Source organism: Jannaschia sp. R86511, from assembly GCF_042466345.1.
In the GTDB taxonomy this organism is placed as follows: Bacteria; Actinomycetota; Actinomycetes; order Actinomycetales; family JBBAYJ01; genus Aquipuribacter.
In genome coordinates this window covers 1,652,585-1,670,256 of the sequence record NZ_JAXHCD010000001.1, presented here as the reverse complement: position 1 = coordinate 1,670,256, position 17,672 = coordinate 1,652,585, and the positions used below count along the sequence as shown (strand labels likewise).

General features: G+C 73.7%; 16 protein-coding genes and 1 riboswitch. Of the genes, 5 read left to right on the top strand and 11 right to left on the bottom strand.

Annotated elements, in window-relative coordinates; all coding sequences use genetic code 11:
* Positions 1–102 precede the first annotated feature (102 nt).
* The 3 genes from SJY06_RS08025 (at position 103) to SJY06_RS08015 (ending at position 2,662) form a co-directional block, all read left to right on the top strand.
* Complete coding sequence (locus tag SJY06_RS08025) at positions 103–246, top strand: hypothetical protein (RefSeq protein ID WP_380166387.1); 144 nt, start codon at positions 103–105, stop codon at positions 244–246.
* Complete coding sequence (locus tag SJY06_RS08020) at positions 243–2,183, top strand: hypothetical protein (protein WP_380166385.1); 1,941 nt, start codon at positions 243–245, stop codon at positions 2,181–2,183. The genes SJY06_RS08025 and SJY06_RS08020 overlap by 4 nt, the downstream gene beginning before the upstream one ends.
* Positions 2,184–2,248: 65 nt before the next feature.
* Positions 2,249–2,662, top strand: coding sequence for a DUF3592 domain-containing protein (locus SJY06_RS08015; protein ID WP_380166383.1), 414 nt, complete (start codon positions 2,249–2,251; stop codon positions 2,660–2,662).
* A 543-nt stretch (positions 2,663–3,205) separates the two neighbouring features.
* Here SJY06_RS08015 and SJY06_RS08010 read toward each other — a convergent pair.
* From SJY06_RS08010 to SJY06_RS07960, 11 genes are all read right to left on the bottom strand, one after another.
* Positions 3,206–4,882, bottom strand: a complete 1,677-nt coding sequence (locus SJY06_RS08010) for a methyl-accepting chemotaxis protein (RefSeq protein WP_380166381.1) — start codon at positions 4,880–4,882, stop codon at positions 3,206–3,208.
* Positions 4,883–5,113: 231 nt separating this feature from the next.
* Positions 5,114–5,386, bottom strand: coding sequence for a hypothetical protein (locus tag SJY06_RS08005; protein WP_380166379.1), 273 nt, complete (start codon positions 5,384–5,386; stop codon positions 5,114–5,116).
* Between the two features lie 455 nt (positions 5,387–5,841).
* Positions 5,842–6,156, bottom strand: a complete 315-nt coding sequence (locus SJY06_RS08000; protein WP_380166377.1) for a response regulator transcription factor — start codon at positions 6,154–6,156, stop codon at positions 5,842–5,844.
* Positions 6,153–8,702 (bottom strand): ATP-binding protein, encoded by a 2,550-nt coding sequence (locus SJY06_RS07995; protein ID WP_380166375.1) that lies wholly within the window; start codon positions 8,700–8,702, stop codon positions 6,153–6,155. The genes SJY06_RS08000 and SJY06_RS07995 overlap by 4 nt, the downstream gene beginning before the upstream one ends.
* Positions 8,703–8,745: 43 nt before the next feature.
* Positions 8,746–9,336 (bottom strand): potassium-transporting ATPase subunit KdpC, encoded by a 591-nt coding sequence (kdpC, locus tag SJY06_RS07990; RefSeq protein WP_380166373.1) that lies wholly within the window; start codon positions 9,334–9,336, stop codon positions 8,746–8,748.
* 5 nt (positions 9,337–9,341) lie between these two features.
* On the bottom strand, positions 9,342–11,408 hold the full coding sequence (kdpB, locus tag SJY06_RS07985; protein WP_380166371.1) for a potassium-transporting ATPase subunit KdpB: 2,067 nt from the start codon (positions 11,406–11,408) through the stop codon (positions 9,342–9,344).
* Positions 11,405–13,069 (bottom strand): potassium-transporting ATPase subunit KdpA, encoded by a 1,665-nt coding sequence (kdpA, locus tag SJY06_RS07980; RefSeq protein ID WP_380166369.1) that lies wholly within the window; start codon positions 13,067–13,069, stop codon positions 11,405–11,407. The genes kdpB and kdpA overlap by 4 nt, the downstream gene beginning before the upstream one ends.
* A complete protein-coding gene (gene kdpF / locus SJY06_RS07975) occupies positions 13,069–13,158 on the bottom strand; it encodes a K(+)-transporting ATPase subunit F (protein WP_380166367.1) in 90 nt (29 codons plus the stop codon). The genes kdpA and kdpF overlap by 1 nt, the downstream gene beginning before the upstream one ends.
* Entirely contained in the window at positions 13,155–13,301 is a 147-nt protein-coding gene (locus tag SJY06_RS07970; RefSeq protein ID WP_380166365.1) for a hypothetical protein, read from the bottom strand. The genes kdpF and SJY06_RS07970 overlap by 4 nt, the downstream gene beginning before the upstream one ends.
* 103 nt (positions 13,302–13,404) lie before the next feature.
* Positions 13,405–13,611 (bottom strand): RNA-binding S4 domain-containing protein, encoded by a 207-nt coding sequence (locus SJY06_RS07965; RefSeq protein WP_380166363.1) that lies wholly within the window; start codon positions 13,609–13,611, stop codon positions 13,405–13,407.
* An 88-nt stretch (positions 13,612–13,699) separates the two neighbouring features.
* Complete coding sequence (locus tag SJY06_RS07960; protein ID WP_380166361.1) at positions 13,700–14,287, bottom strand: cysteine hydrolase family protein; 588 nt, start codon at positions 14,285–14,287, stop codon at positions 13,700–13,702.
* Between the two features lie 188 nt (positions 14,288–14,475).
* A riboswitch (SAM riboswitch) is annotated at positions 14,476–14,577 on the top strand.
* 239 nt (positions 14,578–14,816) lie between these two features.
* Here SJY06_RS07960 and SJY06_RS07955 point away from each other — a divergent pair.
* Positions 14,817–16,295, top strand: coding sequence for an O-acetylhomoserine aminocarboxypropyltransferase/cysteine synthase family protein (locus SJY06_RS07955; protein ID WP_380166359.1), 1,479 nt, complete (start codon positions 14,817–14,819; stop codon positions 16,293–16,295).
* 17 nt (positions 16,296–16,312) lie between these two features.
* Positions 16,313–17,635: an LLM class flavin-dependent oxidoreductase gene (locus SJY06_RS07950; RefSeq protein ID WP_380166357.1), complete on the top strand. Its 1,323-nt coding sequence runs from the start codon at positions 16,313–16,315 to the stop codon at positions 17,633–17,635.
* Positions 17,636–17,672 lie beyond the last annotated feature (37 nt).

The window sequence follows — 17,672 nt, the reverse complement described above, 5'->3', positions numbered from 1 at the left end:
AGCAAGGGTGCGATCCGCTGTTCTCCCTCACGTGGCCACGACAACGACCGATGATGCTGGCGGGCAGGGCGCTCGAACGGCACAGGGCACAGCGAGGACGAGATGGGGTCTGACGAGCGCGACGACGACGGCTGGCTCGACCTCCGGGACCGGGCGACCGCGCTGCCGGCCCACGTTCCTCTGGGCGGCCCTGCGGGAGGCACGCGGTATTGGTGGGTCCTGCGGGTGCTGCTGCCGGCCGCGTGACCGCGGCCTTGGCCCTGGAGTACGCGTTCTTGCCGTTCAGCGTGTGCAGCGTCGCCGAGCCGTGCCTGCCTACTCCCTGGTGGTCGCTGCTGGAAGGGCTACTCCTTGGCGCCACGGTGGCGGCGTGGTTGACGCCGGGGACCGGGCTACCGCTGGCGGGGCTCGCTACCCTCCCCTTCGTCCTGGACTATGCGGTGCTGGGCGAGCTGGGAACGGTGGCCGGCGCGGCCGCGCTGGCCCAGCTGGTGGTCGGCCTGACCGGTTCGTGGCTGGTCTGGTCGCAGCGTCGGCGACGGCTGCCCGACACGAGGTCCGGTCGACTGCCCCTCCACGGCCGCGATGTGCTCGCGTCCCGGGGCGTGGGCACCATGGAACTCAGCGTCCTGGTCGCCCTGGCCGTGGTCGTCGGGCTGATCGGCTGGTTCCTGTTCCTCGGCCTGGACACCCGCGCCCACCTGTCCCGGGCGCAACCGACGGCCGTTGAGGTGGTGGCCGTCGACGACTACGACTGGCTGCTGGAGGTCCGTGTCCCCGGCGTCGCAGGGGCGAGCGACGTGGGTGTGTACGACGTGAAGGAGTTCGCCGTCGGGGACCTGGTCCCGGCCCGGGTGGACACCACGGTGCAGCCGGCCTGGGTGAGCCTCGACACGCAGCCGGTGGAGCACGATGGCTGGCTGGTCCTGGCTGGGGTCGCCGCTGCGCTGTCGATCACCGTCGGGGCCGACCGGGCCTCGGCGTTGCGTCGCCGTCACCGCCTCCTCACCGTCGGCGGTCCTGTCTGGTCGACCACGGCCACCCCCGGCGGGGACGGTCTTTGGTTGCTGCTGCCGGAGCTCGGTCTGCGGGCACCGCTGGTCCGGGCCCTGCCGCCTGATGAGTTGCTGGAGGGCCTCGGGCTGCTGCGTCACGAGGTCACCGCGGATCCTCTCGGCCGGGAGCCCGTCGACGAGCCGGCCGAGTCTGTCGAATCAGTCGAGTCAGAAGAAGCCGAGCGGTTGCGGCAGGAGGAGTTCGCGGCGGCCTGGCGCGGGAACTGGATGCCGGAATCAGACCTCGATGACGACCTCGATGACGACCTCGACGAATTTCGCGACTTCGACGAGCGTTCCAGTCCGGTCATCGAACCTGTCTTGATCGTTGGTGACCCCCGCGCCGGAGGCATGGTTGTCGCAATCACCCCCGACGTCGTGCTGGCGCCTCACGGCCCATTGCTCCCGATGTCCCCGTTCGACTCCCGGCGTCTGGCCGCCGCGACCGACCGCCCGGATGAGGCCAGGGCACGCAGAACCGACCATGGAAGCCCTGAGGCGGAGCCGGACGTGGACGCGGCCGGTCTGCCGGGCTCTGTTGCGGTGCCGTTGCCGGCGGGCGCCGAACCCCGGGGCCAGGACGGCAGACGCGTCGAGGAAATACAGCTCGCGCTACCCCGGTGGCGCAAGCTCGCGGCCCTGGCCCTGCTCCTGCTGCCGGGCGCGTTCTGGTTGACCGCCGACGCGTCGCTACCCCCCGAAGAGCAGCTGACCTGGTTCCAGTCCGTCGGTGTCCTGTTCGGCGCCGGGTCCGCGGCCTTCGGCGGCCTCGCCTTCGCGAGGGCCTCGACCCGCCTGCGGGCCGACGGCGTGCACTCCGCGGCCCACGAGTTCGTAGTGGTACAGCCCTGGCAGGACGTCGTCGGCGTGCGTGTGATCGACGGCGACGTCGTGGTCGCCTTCGGAGTGGACGACGACGGCGACCTCGATGCCCTGGGCGGACCTCCCCTCAGGCTTGGCACCGCGGTCGCCGCAGGACTCGCCGCCACCTGGCACGCCGCCGCCGCAGACCAGGACGCTCCCCCAGCCCGGCGCGCCGTCGACCCGCTGGTAGGAGGCGGGGTCGTGCTCTACGCCTTGGCGGCCGGAGGCTCCGTGCTGTGGCCGGTGCTGTCGGTCGCACAGTGAGCCGCCGACCCGCCGGCCGCCGACGACCCCAACGTCGCCGCCCCTGGCGCCGACGCGACTCCCCCATGGACCTCCTCGGCGGGCTGGCCGTCGCCGGCGCGGTCGTCGCGGGGCTCGCCGGCTTTGACCTGTACGAGACGACCCAGCTGCAGGAGCACGGCCAGGAGACGACCGCCGTCGTCACCGACATCCACCACGGCAAGTCCTCGTGGCTCACCGCTCGCTACGAGGCCGAGGGACGGACGTGGGAGTCGGACACGGGCCGCTTCACCGACGAGGAGATCGGGGAGGAGATCGTCGTCCTGTACGACCGGACCGACCCCGACCGGTTCCAGACCTCGACATGGACCGACTGGTCCGGAGACTACGCCTTCGGGTTCACCATGCTGAGCGCCGGAGTGCTCGCCCTCGCCGTGGCAGCCGGCGGGTCCCTGGTCGGGAGCAGGCCAAGTCGCCGACGCCCACGCACAAGTCGCTAACCACTGCTCCCCGCCCGTCTGCACCCAGCCCCGCACCAGGTACCCCAGCGACCGTGAACCAACGCGCCCATGGTGAGCACCGAGCCCCCAGCCCCGCCCAGGACCCGTCCCAAGAGAGTGTCGACAACAGAGGGCTAACGGTCTCTCCAAGTCCTCCGCAGCGGAGCGAGGTTGTCTCAGTACCAAGGTCGTGAGACACCCTCGGCGACGCGGACGGCGCCTTGCCGCGGTGAATGGCGCGGTACCTGTCACGCGATACGGGCCGTGCGGAAGGCCCGCCAAACGGTTACTGGAACTTCGCCCTGGTCGTGGCGAGCTACATGTCACCGGGTCCTACCGCAGGCGGTGCCGGGACGCGTGCCAGGGGGCGGGGCTTGTGACCACCGCCGATGGTCTGGACCTGGTCCGCTTCCTGCGCCGCGACCAGCACCGGCATCAACCAGCCAGCCAGCTAGGGCGAGCCAGATCGGAAGGTGCACCACCTTCCGCGGCAGGTCGTGCCCCCGGGACCCGGGGCCCCGGGCCCTCGGGCCCTTGGGGAGCTCAGAGGGTGAAGCGGGCGACGGTGCCGTTGAGGTCCTCACTGAGGGTGCTCAGGCCGCGGGTGTGCTCGGCGCTGGCCTGGGCCTGCGCCGAGGACTCCTCCGCCGCGGCGGCGACGGCGGTGATGCCGGCGCCGATCTCCCCGGACCCGGCGGCGGCCTCGGCCAAGGAGCGGCCCATCTCTGCGGTGGTGGCGGTCTGTTCCTCTACCGCGGAGGCGATGGTGGTCTGGATGTCGTGGATGCGTCCGATGGTGGACTGGATGGTGTCGATGGCGCCGACCACGTCACCGGAGTCGGCCTGGATGGCCGCGACGCGCTTGCCGATGTCCTCGGTGGCCTTGCCGGTCTGCGCGGCGAGCTCCTTGACCTCGGTCGCGACCACGGCGAAGCCCTTGCCGGCCTCGCCGGCGCGGGCGGCCTCGATGGTGGCGTTGAGGGCGAGAAGGTTGGTCTGCTCGGCGATGGTGGTGATGACGCGCACGACCTCGCCGATGAGCTGGCTAGACTCACTGAGCCGGGTGACGATCGCGTTGGCGTCCCCGGCGACGGTCACGGCGTCCCCGGCCACGGCAGCGGCCTCCTGGGCGTTACCGGCGATCTCGCGGATGGACTGGCCCATCTGCTCCACCCCGGCGGCGACGGTCTGAATGTTGCGGGTCACCTGCTCCGCAGCGGCGGCCACGACGTTGGCCTGCTGGCTGGACTCCTCCGCCGCGGCCGCGACCTCCGTGGCACCAGCGTTCAGCTGGTCCGCCGAGGACAGCAGCTGACCTGCGCCGGCCTGCACCTGACCCAGCGAGGCCCGCAGGCTCACAGCCACAGCGTCCACGGCGGTGCCGATCCGGCCGACCTCGTCGGTGCGACCCAGCTCAGCGTTGACGCGCAGGTCACCGGCGGCCAGGGTCTCCAGCGCCTTTACGGTGCCCAGCAGCGCCGGACCGGTCACCCGGTACAGCACGAACGCCGCCACCCCGGCCAGCAGCAGCCCGAGGGCGGAGGAGATCCACAGCACCGTGGTGGCCAACGCCCCGGCTCCCGCGGCGGCCTCGGTCGCGGCGGCCTCGCGATCCTTCAGGGTCGACTCCACCTCGCCCAGGTAGGAGGCGTAGGCCTCCTGTGCCACGTTGAGGGTGTCGACCTCAGCGGCGGCGGCCGCGGGATCACTGCTCGCGAGAGCGACGATCCGGTCGGCCTCGGCGAGGAAGACCTCGTCCTGCGCGGCCAGGTCGACGAACTCGGCGGACAGCTGCTCGTCCTGCGCCTGCTCGTTCTGCGCCTGCTCGGCATCGGCGAGGGTCGCCTCCAGGGCCTCGCCGTGGTGCTCGAGGGCTTCCCCGTACCGCGCCGCGGCCACAGCCGGGTCCACCACGCGCAGCAGAGCGGCCTGGCTCACCTCGAGGCTGGCCACGTCCAGCTCCAGGACGTGCTCCACGACCGACGCGGCCTGCCGCTGCTGAGCGTTGGCCGCAGTCCGGTCCGCGTTGATCACCGTGTTGCTGGCCAGGACCACCCCGAACGCCAGCCCCGTCACCGCGACCTGCACCCCGATCTTCACCGGCAACGACCAGCTCAGCAGGCCCGGGCGGCGACGACGGCGCGGTCGATCAGCGGCGCTCTGCCGATGGTCGGACCCGTGAGGGCCGGAGCCGTACTGGTCGACGCTGGTGATGCTCATGAACACTCCTGGACGATGCGAGCCGGCCAAGCAGCGCGGCGAGAGGGGGCAGTGCGGGGCGCGTTCTGCTGCCCCTGCACGTACTGGCGGGCGAGCCGAAGGATCAGGCAGGCACGTCAGGGATGTCGGGCGACAACGTCAAGATGATCGGCAACACGGCCCCGAAGTTGAGTGCCCAGGCGCATCGGGATGCGTGGAGCGGACACCTCAGGGAAGCCGTCGGGAACGGGGCTACTCGGCGGACAGGCTGCTCCGTCCGCTGGCGGCCAGCTGAAGGGCGACCTCCCGCAGGGCGGCGTCGTACAGTCCCGGGCGGCGGTGCACTACCTCTGCCTCCTTGAGCTGGCCCGCGGCGAGATAGGCACAGAACGCCGCGACGTGCTGGCTCTGCTCGAGGTCCCAGCCGCTCAGGAGGACCGCGACCGCGACCGGGTCCTCCCGCAACGCGGCCATCAGCAGCGAAATCCCATCACGCGTGCTGGACCCCGCGTCGGCACCACTCATCATCATGCTCCTCGTCCTGCTCGTCGTCCTGCTCGTCGTCCCGCGATGCGTCCCGCGCTGCGTCCTGCGATGCGTCCTGCGATGCGTCCTGAGATGCGTCCTGCTAGCTAGCCGTCCTGGTGGTCAGTGAGCCCAGCCGGTGCTGACCGCTCGCGCACGGCAGGCCCACGTCCGCCCACTCCACGCCCCGGTTGGCTGTGCACGTTGTGCCGGGGGTGGACCACCTCGCGAGACCGCCACACCCGACGTCGTCGCGCACCGGCTGCTCCTTGAGCCCGGCGCAGAAGTCCATGCCCACAAGGCCAGCAGCACCAAGGGCAGCAGCCGGACATCACCTGGAAGGTGGTCTGGCTGGCACCGGGCCTTCAGGGTCTCTGCAACCGGAAAACTACGACTGACAGGCCACCAGACGGTGACCACCGCTGGTCACCGTCGGAGCCGACGAGACCTCAGTTTCACTCGGTCGCCCGCCCACTCGCCCACCCCCTGCTCCCCTGCTCCCCTGCTCCCCTGCTGCCCGTGTTGGGTTTTGAGCGCCCCGTGCGCGGGAGGGCATCGGTCCAGCCCCGCAGCGCCTGCAGGACCGACATCCCGTCCAGCGCGGGCAGGCCCAGGTCCAGCAGGACCACGTCGGGCCGGGTCGTCGCCACGGCGTCCAGCGCCGCCCGGCCGTCACCGACCAGCGCCACCTCGTAGCCGCGCGCGCGCAGCGTGATGGCCAGGGCGCGGGCGAGCGCCAGCTCGTCCTCCACGACGAGCAGCCGGGTCACGTCGGCCCCGGGACGGCGTCCACGCCTACGAAGACGACGTCGCCGGTCGGGGCGAGCGGCAGCCGCAGGACCATGGTCAGGCCACCGCCGGGCGTGTCCTCCGCCTCGATGCTGCCGCCGCTGGCCTCGACGAACCCGCGGGCCACGGCCAGGCCCAGCCCGACCCCGTCCCCCGCCGGCCGGTCCCCCAGCCGCTGGAAGGCCTGGAACACCTCGGCCTTGAGGTCGTCCGGCACGCCCGGGCCGTGGTCCACCACGCGCAGGACGATCTCACCCCCGCTGTGCTCGGCGCACACCAGCACGCGCGCGTCCGCCGGGCTGTGCCGCACGGCGTTCTCCACCACGTTGGCCAGGCTGCGCTCCACCAGGCCCGGGTCGACCAGCACCAGCGGCAGCGCCTCCGGCACCCGCAGGTGGACGCGGTCCTCGGGCACCCCGCCGAGCGCCCGCGGGACGATCTCGTCCAGGCTGACGACGGCCGGGCGGGGGTGCACCGCGCCGGCGTCGAGGCGGCTCATGTCCAGCAGGTTGTCCACCAGCGACTGGAGCCGGTCCGCGGCGTCGTCGACCCCGCGCAGCAGCTCCTCGCGGTCGGCCGCGGCCAGCTCCACGTCCGGGGTCAGCAGCCCGCCCACCGACGCCTTGATCCCCGCCAGCGGGGTGCGCAGGTCGTGGGAGACGGCCGCGAGCATGGCGGTGCGGATGGCCGTCCGCTCCCGCTCGGCCCTGGTTCGCCGGGACTGGGCCCGCAGCCGGTCCCGCTCGACGACCACGGCGGCCTGTGCGGCGACCGCCGCGGCCACGCCGACCTCGTGGGCCGCCAGCTCGCGCCCGTGCAGCCGCAGCCTGAGCCCGGCGTCGGTGGGGACCTCGGTGACCGGCGCCGCGTCCGTGCGGCCGGCGGTCGCGAGCACCCCGGCGGCCGACGGCGCCCCCTGGTCGTCGTCGGCGGCGTCCGGCTCCCGCACCAGCTCCGCCCCGGCCAGCGACAGCGCCTCGAGGAGCTGCTCGAGCAGGCGCGGCACGGCCTCCTCGCCCTGCAGGACCGAACGCGCGACGCTGGTCAGCGCGGCCGCCTCCGACCGGGCCCGCGCGGCCTCGACGCTGCGGGCGGCGGCGACGTCCACGACCCGGCAGACGGTCAGCGTCACCGCCACCACCACCCCGAGCGACACCACCTCCTGCGCCTCGTTCATGGCCAGCGTGTAGCGGGGCTCGGTGAAGGTGAAGTTGGTGGCCAGGCCACCGGTCAGCGCGCTCAGCAGCGCGGGCCACCAGCCGCCCAGCAGCGCCACGCCGACGCTCAGGCCCAGCGACAGCAGCAGGGCCGTGGTCAGGGACACGTCCTCGCGCAGCACGAACAGCCCGGCGGCGAGCCCGAGGCTGCCGAGCACCGACACCGTCCACGCCAGCGCCAGCCGACGGGTCCCGAACAACCGTCGGCGACGGCGTCGGACCACGCGGCCCGACGCCCGGTCGTGGGTGACGACCTGGACGTCCAGCTCGCCCGATCCCCGGATGACCGCCGGCCCGATGCCGGGCGCCAGGGTGGCGGCGACCCGACCCCGCCGGCTCTCGCCGAGCACCACCAGCGAGGCGTTGACGCCGCGGGCGAAGTCCAGGACGGCGGCCGGGACGTCGTCACCGACCACCAGGTGCCACGAGCCGCCGAGGGACTCCACCAGGCTGCGCTGGCGCAGCAGCGCCGCCGGGGCCACGGCGCGCAGCCCGTCCGAGCGCGCCACGTGCAGCGCCATCAGCTCCCCGCCGGCCCCGCGTCCGGCCGTCCGCGCCGCCCGCCGCACCAGCGCCTCCCCCTCGGGCCCACCGCTCAGGGCCACCACGACGCGGTCCCGGGCGGGCCAGAGCGCCTCGATGTCGTTGTCCGCCCGGTAGCGGGCGAGCGCGTCGTCGACGCGGTCGGCCGTCCACAGCAGCGCCAGCTCGCGCAGCGCGGTCAGGTTGCCGACGCGGAAGTAGTTGGTGAGCGCCGCGTCGACCTTGTCGGCCGCGTACACGTTGCCGTGGGCCAGGCGACGTCGTAGCGCGTGCGGGCTCATGTCGACCAGCTCGATCTGGTCCGCGGCGCGGACCACGGAGTCGGGCACCGTCTCCTGCTGCCGGATCCCCGTGATGGCGGTGACGACGTCGTTCAGGGACTCCAGGTGCTGGATGTTGACGGTGGTCACGACGTCGATGCCGGCCGCCAGCAGCGCCTGCACGTCCTGCCAGCGCTTGGTCCAGGCGCTGCCCGGCGCGTTGGTGTGGGCGAGCTCGTCGACCAGGACGACCTCGGGATGCAGGTCGAGCAGGGCCTCGGTGTCCATCTCGGTCAGCCGGGCCCCCCGGTGCTCGAGGACCCGGCGGGGCACCACCGGCAGCCCCTCGAGCACGGCGGCCGTCCGGGGGCGGTCGTGGGTCTCGACCACCCCGACGACCACCTGGGTTCCCCGGGCCGCCCGGCGCCGGCCCTCCTCGAGCATCGTGTAGGTCTTGCCGACGCCCGGCGCCGCCCCCAGGTACACGCGCAGCCGTCCCGTGGTCATGGCCAGCAGTCTCCGCCCTCGGCGGGCCCCTCGGCACCGGACCTCACGGGGACAGCTCGTCCAGCGACACGTTGAGCCGGAGCACGTTCACGCGCTCCTCGCCGAGGAACCCGAGGTCGCGCCCGGCCGTGCTCTGGGCCACCAGCCCCCGCACCACGACCTCGTCGAGCCCCCGCCGCGACGCGACGCGCGGCACCTGCAGGTCGGCGTAGGCCGGTGAGATGTGCGGGTCCAGGCCCGAGCCGGACGCGGTGACGGCGTCGGCGGGGACGTCGGCCGGGGCCACGCCCTCCCGCTGGGCCACGTCGGCGCGGCGCTGCTGCACCGCGGCGAGGAGCTCGGTGTTCTCGGGCCCGAGGTTGGACGCCCCGCTGGCCAGGGGGTCGTAGCCGTCCCCGGCGGCCGAGGGCCGGGACGCGAACCAGCCGTCGTCGTCGAAGGACTGCCCGATCAGGGCGGAGCCGACCACGCGGCCGTCGAGCTCGACGAAGGAGCCGTCGGCCCGGTCGGGCACCAGGCGCCCGACGCCGTGGACGGCCAGGGGGTAGGCCAGGCCCAGCACGAGGGTGGCGATGAGCAGCAGGCGCAGGCCGGCCACGGACTGGCGGGCGAGCAGGGTCAGGGAGGCACGCACGGAGGTCACCCGATTCCAGGCAGGAGGGACACGAGCAGGTCGATGGCCTTGATGCCGACGAACGGGAGCACGAGCCCGCCGACGCCGTACAGCAGGACGTTGCGCCGCAGCAGCGCGGCGGCAGAGCTGGGCCGGTACCGCACGCCCCGCAGCGCCAGCGGGACGAGCGCGACGATGACGAGGGCGTTGAAGACGACCGCCGAGAGGATCGCCGACTCCGGGCTGTCGAGGCGCATCACGTTCAGCCGGTCCAGCTGCGGGTAGAGCCCCGCGAACATGGCCGGCAGGATCGCGAAGTACTTGGCGATGTCGTTGGCGACCGAGAACGTCGTCAGCGCACCCCGGGTGATGAGCAGCTGCTTGCCGATGGCGACGATCTCGATGAGCTTGGTCGGGTCCGAGTCCAGGTCGACCATGTTGCCGGCCTCCTTGGCCGCGGCCGTGCCGGAGTTCATGGCCACCCCGCAGTCCGCCTGGGCCAGGGCGGGCGCGTCGTTGGTGCCGTCGCCCGTCATGGCGACCAGGCGGCCACCCTCCTGCTGGGTGCGGATGTAGGCGAGCTTGTCCTCGGGTGTGGCCTCGGCGAGGAAGTCGTCCACGCCGGCCTCGGCCGCGATCGCCGCCGCGGTGCGCGGGTTGTCGCCGGTGATCATGACGGTGCGGATGCCCATCGACCGGAGCTGGTCGAACCGCTCGGTCATGCCGGGCTTGACGACGTCCTTGAGGTGCACGACGCCCAGCAGCCGGGCCGGGGTGTCGCCGGTCTGCTCGGCCACCACGAGCGGGGTGCCGCCGGCCCCGCTGATGTCGTCGACGGCAACGGTCACGGCCGTCTGGGCCTCGGTCGCCCCGGGGGCCTGGTGCCCGCCGAGGCCCGCGACCCAGTGGGCCACCGCGGTCCCGGCCCCCTTGCGCAGCCGGCGCGTCTGCTCCCCGTGGCCCAGGTCGACGCCGCTCATCCGGGTCTCGGCGGTGAACGGGACGTAGTCGGCCCCCCGCGGCTCGTCGGCGGTGGTGCCGCCGTCGGTGAGCAGCAGGTCGGCTAGGTCGACGATCGAGCGACCCTCCGGCGTCTCGTCCGCCCGGCTGGCCAGCCGGGCGGCCCCGGCCAGCTCGAGCAGGGTCGTGCCACCGACCGGGACGAGCTCGACCGCGTGCCGGTTGCCGAGCGTGATGGTGCCGGTCTTGTCCAGCAGCAGCACGTCCACGTCCCCGGCGGCCTCGACCGCCCGGCCCGACATCGCCAGCACGTTGCGCTGCACCAGCCGGTCCATCCCCGCGATGCCGATGGCCGACAGCAGGGCCCCGATCGTGGTGGGGATCAGGCAGACCAGCAGGGCGACGAGCACCGGGACGGGTTGCGCCTGCCCGGAGTACACCGCGAACGGCTGGAGCGTGACCACGGCCAGCAGGAAGACCAGCGTCAGCGTGGCCAGCAGCAGGTTCAGCGCGACCTCGTTGGGCGTCTTCTGCCGGGCGGACCCCTCGACCAGGGCGATCATCCGGTCCAGGAACGTCTCCCCCGGGCGGGCGGTGACGCGCATGACGACCCGGTCGGACAGCACGCGCGTGCCGCCGGTCAACGAGGACCGGTCGCCGCCGGACTCCCGGATCACCGGCGCGGACTCCCCCGTGACGGCCGACTCGTCGACCGAGGCGACGCCGTGGACGATCTCGCCGTCGCCGGGCACCACGTCGCCGGCGCGGACCTCCACCAGGTCGCCGAGGCGCAGCTGCGGCCCGGGCACCTCCTCGGTGGGGGTCCCGGCGTCCAGGCGCCCGGGCTCCAGCAGCCGGCGGGCGGTGCTGTCGCTGCGGGCCCGGCGCAGGGAGTCCGCCTGCGCCCGGCCGCGGCCCTCCGCGACCGACTCGGCCAGGTTGGCGAAGAGCACCGTCAGCCACAGCCACACCGCGATGGCGGCGACGAAGGCCGACGGGTCGACGAGCGCCAGGACGGTGGTCAGGGCCGAGCCGACCCAGACGACGAACATGACGGGGTTGCGCAGCTGGGCCCGGGGGTCCAGCCGGCGCAGGGCCAGCGGCAGCGCGGCCAGCAGGGTGGTGGGGCTCACAGCAGGGCCTCCGAGACCGGGGCGAGGGACAGGCCGGGCAGGAACGTGAGCCCGGCGACGACGAGGACGACGAACGAGAGCAGGCCCGCGAACAGCGGGGTGTGGGTGGGCAGCGTGGCCGCGGACGGGGCGACGGCGTGCTGCCGGGCCAAGGTCCCGGCGAGGGCCAGGACGAGGACGATCGGCACGAACCGGCCGGCCAGCATGGCCAGGCCCAGGACGGTGTTCTGGTACGTGGTGGCCGCCCCGAAGCCGGCGAACGCGGAGCCGTTGTTGTTGGCCGCGCTGGCGTAGGCGTAGAGGATCTCGCTGAGCCCGTGGGCCCCCGGGTCCTGCACGCTGGCCTCGCGCAGCGCGGGCACGGCGGCGGTGACCGCGGCCCCGACCAGCAGCAGGGCCGGCATGGTCAGCACGTACAGCGACACGAGCGTGACCTCGCGCCGGCCGATCCGCTTGCCCAGGTACGTCGGGGTGCGACCCACCATCAGCCCGGCCAGGAACACCGTGAGCACCGCCAGCACGAGCATGCCGGTCAGGCCGGCCCCGACCCCGCCGGGGGCGACCTCGCCCAGCATCATGTTCAGCAGCAGCACCCCGCCCCCGAGACCGATGAACGAGTCGTGGAACGAGTTGACCGAGCCAGTCGACGTCCCGGTGGTCGACACCGCGAACAGCGCCGACGCCGCCTCGCCGAAGCGGGTCTCCTTGCCCTCCATCGCGCCCCCGGCCGCAGCCGGCACCGTCCCCAGCGCGCTGCGCTCGGCCCAGCTGACGACCGCGACGAAGGCGAGCCAGATGCCCGCCATCACCGACACGATCGCGAGGCCCTGGCGACGGTCGCGGACCATGGTCCCGAACGTGCGCGGCAGGCTGAACGGGATCACCAGCAGCAGGAAGATCTCGAGCAGGTTGGTCCACGGGGTCGGGTTCTCGAACGGGTGCGCGGAGTTGGCGTTGAAGAAGCCACCGCCGTTGGTGCCCAGGTCCTTGATGGCCTCCTGCGAGGCGATCGGGCCGCCGACCACGGACTGCGTCCCGCCGGTCAGGGTGGTGACCTCCTGAGCGCCGGCGAAGTTCTGCACCGCCCCGCCGAGGACCAGGACGACGGCCGCGACGAAGGCGAACGGCAGCAGGATCCGGACCGTGCCCCGGACCAGGTCGACCCAGAAGTTGCCGACCCGGTCCGTCCGCGAGCGGGCGAACCCGCGGACCAGGGCGACGGCCACCGCCATCCCGACGGCCGCGGACAGGAAGTTCTGCACCGCCAGCCCGGCCATCTGGACCAGGTGGCCCATGGCCGACTCGCCGGAGTACCACTGCCAGTTGGTGTTGGTGACGAACGAGACCGCGGTGTTGAAGGCCCCGGCCGGGTCGATCCCGTCCAGGCCCAGCGACAGCGGCAGCAGGTGCTGCAGCCGCAGGAACGCGTACAGCAGCAGGGTCGAGACCAGCGAGAAGCCGATGAGCGCGACCGCGTAGACGCTCGCGCGCTGATCCGCCCGGGCGTCGACCCCGGCCAGGCGGTAGACGGCGCGCTCCACGCCCAGGTGCCGGTCGCTGCCGTACACCCGGGCCATGTAGTCGCCCAGCGGCACGTGGACGGCGGCCAGGGTGGCCACCAGGACGCCGACCTGGAGGGTGGCGGCGAGCGTGGCCGGCATCAGAACTTCTCCGGGTGCAGCAGGGCCACGAGCAGGTAGCCGGCCAGCCCGACGGCCACGACGAGCGCGACGACGTCGACCGGGCTCACCGCGAGGTCACCCGGACCAGCAGCAGCAGGGCGACGAACGAGGCGAGGATCAGCAGGACGTAGAGCACGTCGGGCACGACGGGGACCTCCGGTGGGGACCACGACCGCAGGCGGCCGGCGGCCCGGTGGGCCGCGACGCCCATTCACCTCCCGGGGCGGTCCCCGTCCCCTGCGTCCAGACGCCTTCCTGACGCGCCCGTCCCCGGTCCGGACGGAGCCCGGACGCCCCGGGCGCGTGGCACGACCTCAGCCGACCTCGAGGTCCTCCGCACGCGTCGACACCTGGTCCCCGCGCACCAGCCGGCGCCCCCGGCGGGTCTCGACGTCGCCGTTGACGGTCACCTCACCCGAGGCCAGGACGTCCTTGACGTCGGAGCCGGCGTCGACGACGTCAGCCAGCTTGAGCAGCTGACCGAGCTTGATGGACTCACCGGTGATGCTGATCGCCCGCATCGCAGCAGCATCGCAGCAGCCCCGCGACGGCCGCGACCCGCCGCGACCCGCCGCGACCCGCAGCAGGGGGCCGCGACCCGCCGGCTCGTCAGCCGGCGGAGAGCAGGTGGGCCGTCGACACCACGGTGGCGAACTCGCCGTGCAGGTTCGTCGCGGTGGCGCGGGCGAGCTCCTCGGCGCTGACCGTCGAGCCGTCCGGCGCCTGCCGGTCGTGGGTGTGGGTCGCGTCCAGGGCGAACAGCACCCGGTGGCCCAGGTTGGCGCCGACCCGGGCGGTCGTCTCGCAGCAGTGGTTCGTGGTGACGCCGCAGACCACGACCGCCTCCACCCCGGTGGCGCGCAGCCAGGCGTCCAGGTCGGGTGAGCCGTGGAAGGCGGAGTTCACGGTCTTGGTGACGAGCAGGTCGCAGCCCTCCCCCACGCAGTCGGCGAAGGCGTGCCCGGGCGTGCCCGGGGTCAGCGGGGAGCCGGGCGTCGTCGAGTCGTGGCGGACCAGCACCACCGGCCGGCCGGCCGTACGCCACGTCTCCAGCAGGGCGGCCACATTGGCCTCGCACGCCGGGTTGTCACGTCGGCCCCACCACGCCCGGTCGGCGAAGCCACGCTGGACGTCCACGACCACGAGGGCGGTGCGCGCCAGGTCGGGCAGCGGCTCGGTCGGGTCGGGCAGCTCCACGGGCCCATGCTGCCGCACCGAGGTCGTGCACCGAGCAGCGACGCGGGAGGCCGCCAGGGCCGGGTCGGACCGTCGAGGCCGCGTGTCGTGTCGCTGCCCGGTACGCCCGGACGGGTGAGGCTCCGCCCACCTGACGAGACGGCCGTCCCGTTCGTTGACACGCCGCCGTCTGCGCCGCTTCACTGGGCCCACCATCCAGAGCGACCGAGAGACCTGGCTCGTCGACGTCGCAGCAACCTCGCCGCCCCCTCGTGGGTCGGGGTCGGTGCTACCGCCAGGACCGATGGAGTGATCACATGTCCGGCCCGCTGCGCACCGCCGTCCGGTTGCTGACGTCCCACCGCACCCTCGTGCACACCGCCGTCCGCGAGAGCGAGCCCTGTCGGATGTGAAGGCGGCGCGACCACGGTCGCGCCCGGTCCGGTCCCGGACCCCACCCCTCACCCCGTCCACGCGCCACCTCGTCCCCGCGGGGACCGCTGCTGCGAGCGCCGACGCCGCACGGCCGTCCCCGGAGAAAGGCCCCGCCATGTCCCGCCCGACCCCTGCCCCGGACGACCCCACCACCGGCACCACCACCACCAGCAGCACCAACACCACGGAGCAGCCCTGGTCCTTCGCCACCGCCCAGGTCCACGCCGGTGAGCAGGCCGAGGGCGGCTTCGGTGCCCGCATCCCGCCGATCTACCTGACCGCCGGCTTCGTGTTCGACGACTTCGAGCAGGCCCGGGCCCGCTTCGCCGGGGACGACGACGGCTACACCTACTCCCGGATCGGCAACCCGTCCTGCACGGCCCTCGAGCGGCGTCTCGCGGGCCTGGAACGCGGCGACGAGGCCATCCTGGTGGGCAGCGGGCAGGCCGCGGTTACGGTGGCGCTGCTCGGCCTGCTGCAGGCCGGGGACCACCTGCTGTCCACGAGCAGCATCTACGAGGGCTCCCGCGGGCTGTTCCGCGAGAACTTCGCCCGGTTCGGCATCGAGGTCGACTTCGTCGACGACGCGACGGACCTGCAGCAGTGGCGGGACCTGCTGCGACCCACCACCCGCGCGCTCTTCGCCGAGTCGATCCCCAACCCCAAGAACGACCTCGTCGACCTGCGCGCCGTCGCCGACCTGGCCCACTCCCACGGGATCCCCCTCGTGGTGGACAACACCCTCGCGACGCCGTACCTGCTGCGGCCGATCGAGCACGGCGCCGACGTCGTGGTGCACTCCGCGAGCAAGTTCCTGTCCGGGCACGGGGCCTCGCTCGGCGGGGTCGTCGTCACCGCGGGCACCTTCGACTTCGGCGCGCGGCCTGACGCCTTCCCCCACCTCAACGAGCCCTCGCGGGCCCTGCACGGGGCGAGCTACGTGCAGCGGTTCGGACCACGCGCCTACGTCGAGTTCACCCGCCACGTCATCGCGGCCCGGCTCGGTCCCACCATCTCCCCGGTCAACGCGTTCCTCATCCAGCAGGGAGTGGAGACGCTGTCGCTGCGGGTGGCCCAGCACAGCCGCAACGCGCTGGCCCTCGCGCAGTGGCTCGAGCAGCAGCCCGAGGTGCTCTCGGTAGACCACGCGGGCCTGGCCTCCAGCCCCTCGGCCGCACTGGCCCGCCGCTACCTGCCCGACGGGGCGGGGTCGGTCTTCGCGTTCACCCTGTCCGGCGGCGAACCCGCCGCCCGGCGGTTCTTCGACGCGGTGACGCTGTTCAGCCGGATGACGCACGTCGGCGACGTCCGCTCGCTGGTCCTGCACCCCGCGACCACCACCCACGCGCAGCGGACCGAGGCCGAGCGCCGGGCCGCGGGGATCTGGCCGGGGCTGCTGCGGCTGTCGGTGGGCATCGAGGACGTCCGCGACCTGCTGGCCGACCTGGAGCGCGGCCTGGCCGCCGTCCGCGCCGGCACGCCCCGGACCCCGGCGCCGCCGCCCCAGACCCAGACGCACGCCCAGAGCCACACCCAGACCCACGCCCCCGCACCCGCGTCCGCCCCGGCCTCCTCGGCCGTGGCCGCCGCCTGAGACGACGGAGCAGACCCGTGGCACGACTGCAGCACTTCGGCTGGTTCTTCTCGCGCGGGTTCGGTCCGCAGGGGTGGGGCCGCGACGACCACCGGTGGGGCTACCGCTGGACCGAGCCCGCGCTCTACCAGCAGGCCGTCCGACAGCTCGACCAGGCCGGGCTCGACCTGGTGATCATGGAGGACGCCGTCTCGCTCGGCAACGACGAGACGCTCGACCTGCGGGTCCGCGCGGCCTACGGCGGGCCCAAGCACGACCCGCTGCTGCTGGCGCCGTACCTGTTCGACGCCACGCGGCACATCGGGATCGCCCCCACCATCAACGCCGGCATCACCCCGCCCTACCTGGCGGCGCGCCAGGCGGCGACGCTGCAGCACCTGAGCGGGTACCGGTTCGGGGTCAACCTGGTGACCGACGTGGGCAGCGCGCGGCACGTCGGCGCCGAGCCGCTGGGCCACGACGCCGCCTACGACCGGGCCGAGGAGTGGGTCGACGTCGTGCGTCGGCTCTGGCACAGCTGGGGCGAGGGCGCGCTGGTCGCCGACGAGGACACGCACCGGTTCGCCGACGGGGCGCGCCTGGACGCGTTCCGGCACCGCGGGGAGCACTTCGAGGTGGCCGGGCCGCTCAACGCCGTGCCGTTCGCGGGCGGCGACGACCCGGTCGTGGTCTCCCCCGGCGGGTCGCCCCGGGGCCTGGGCTTCGCCGGGGCCCGCTCGGACGTGCAGCTGGCGCTGGCCCCGCTGGACGCCGGCAGCGTGCGGGCCTACCGGCGCAAGGTGCTGGACGCGGCCGCCCGGCACGGGCGCAGCGAGAAGGACCTGCGGATCCTGTTCGTGCTCAAGCCGGAGGTCGTCAGCAGCGCCGAGGAGGCCGACCGGGTGGTGGCGGCGTCCCTGCACCCCGACGAGGACGTGCTACGCCAGGTCGCCCTCGCCTGGTCCAGCGACCTGGAGACCGACCTGACCCGGCTGCCGCTGGATGCCCCGCTGCAGGCGTCGGCCTTCGGCGACCACGTCAGCCAGGGGACGGTCCGGGGGCTGCTGGGCAAGCAGGGCGAGCTCGGGGTGGACACCCTGCGCGAGCTGCTGGCCCGCAAGGCCCGCAAGGGGCGCCTGGCCGACCGCACCGGGCTGGTGGGAACGGCGGGCGAGCTGGCGGACGTCGTGGAGGAGCTGGGCGAGGACGCCGACAACGACGGCATCATCTTCTCCGGCGACCTGCACCCCAGCACGGTGCACCGGATGCTGGACGACCTGGTCCCCGAGCTGCGCCGCAGGGGGGTGCTGCGACGCGAGCCCGGGGACGGCGGCCTGCGCGGCAACCTCTTCGACTTCTAGCAGCTCCGACTTCTGAGGGCCGGGCTCCCGGGGCCGA

Bases quoted from the DNA above. Each gene is read 5' to 3' on its own strand.
- SJY06_RS08005 (WP_380166379.1), bottom strand. From the start codon at position 5,386: ATGAGTGGTGCCGACGCGGGGTCCAGCACGCGTGATGGGATTTCGCTG.
- SJY06_RS08015 (WP_380166383.1), top strand. From the start codon at position 2,249: ATGGACCTCCTCGGCGGGCTGGCCGTCGCCGGCGCGGTCGTCGCGGGG.
- kdpA (WP_380166369.1), bottom strand. From the start codon at position 13,069: ATGCCGGCCACGCTCGCCGCCACCCTCCAGGTCGGCGTCCTGGTGGCC.
- SJY06_RS07955 (WP_380166359.1), top strand. From the start codon at position 14,817: ATGTCCCGCCCGACCCCTGCCCCGGACGACCCCACCACCGGCACCACC.
- SJY06_RS07970 (WP_380166365.1), bottom strand. From the start codon at position 13,301: ATGGGCGTCGCGGCCCACCGGGCCGCCGGCCGCCTGCGGTCGTGGTCC.
- SJY06_RS08025 (WP_380166387.1), top strand. From the start codon at position 103: ATGGGGTCTGACGAGCGCGACGACGACGGCTGGCTCGACCTCCGGGAC.
- SJY06_RS08010 (WP_380166381.1), bottom strand. From the start codon at position 4,882: ATGAGCATCACCAGCGTCGACCAGTACGGCTCCGGCCCTCACGGGTCC.
- SJY06_RS07995 (WP_380166375.1), bottom strand. From the start codon at position 8,702: ATGACCACGGGACGGCTGCGCGTGTACCTGGGGGCGGCGCCGGGCGTC.
- SJY06_RS07965 (WP_380166363.1), bottom strand. From the start codon at position 13,611: ATGCGGGCGATCAGCATCACCGGTGAGTCCATCAAGCTCGGTCAGCTG.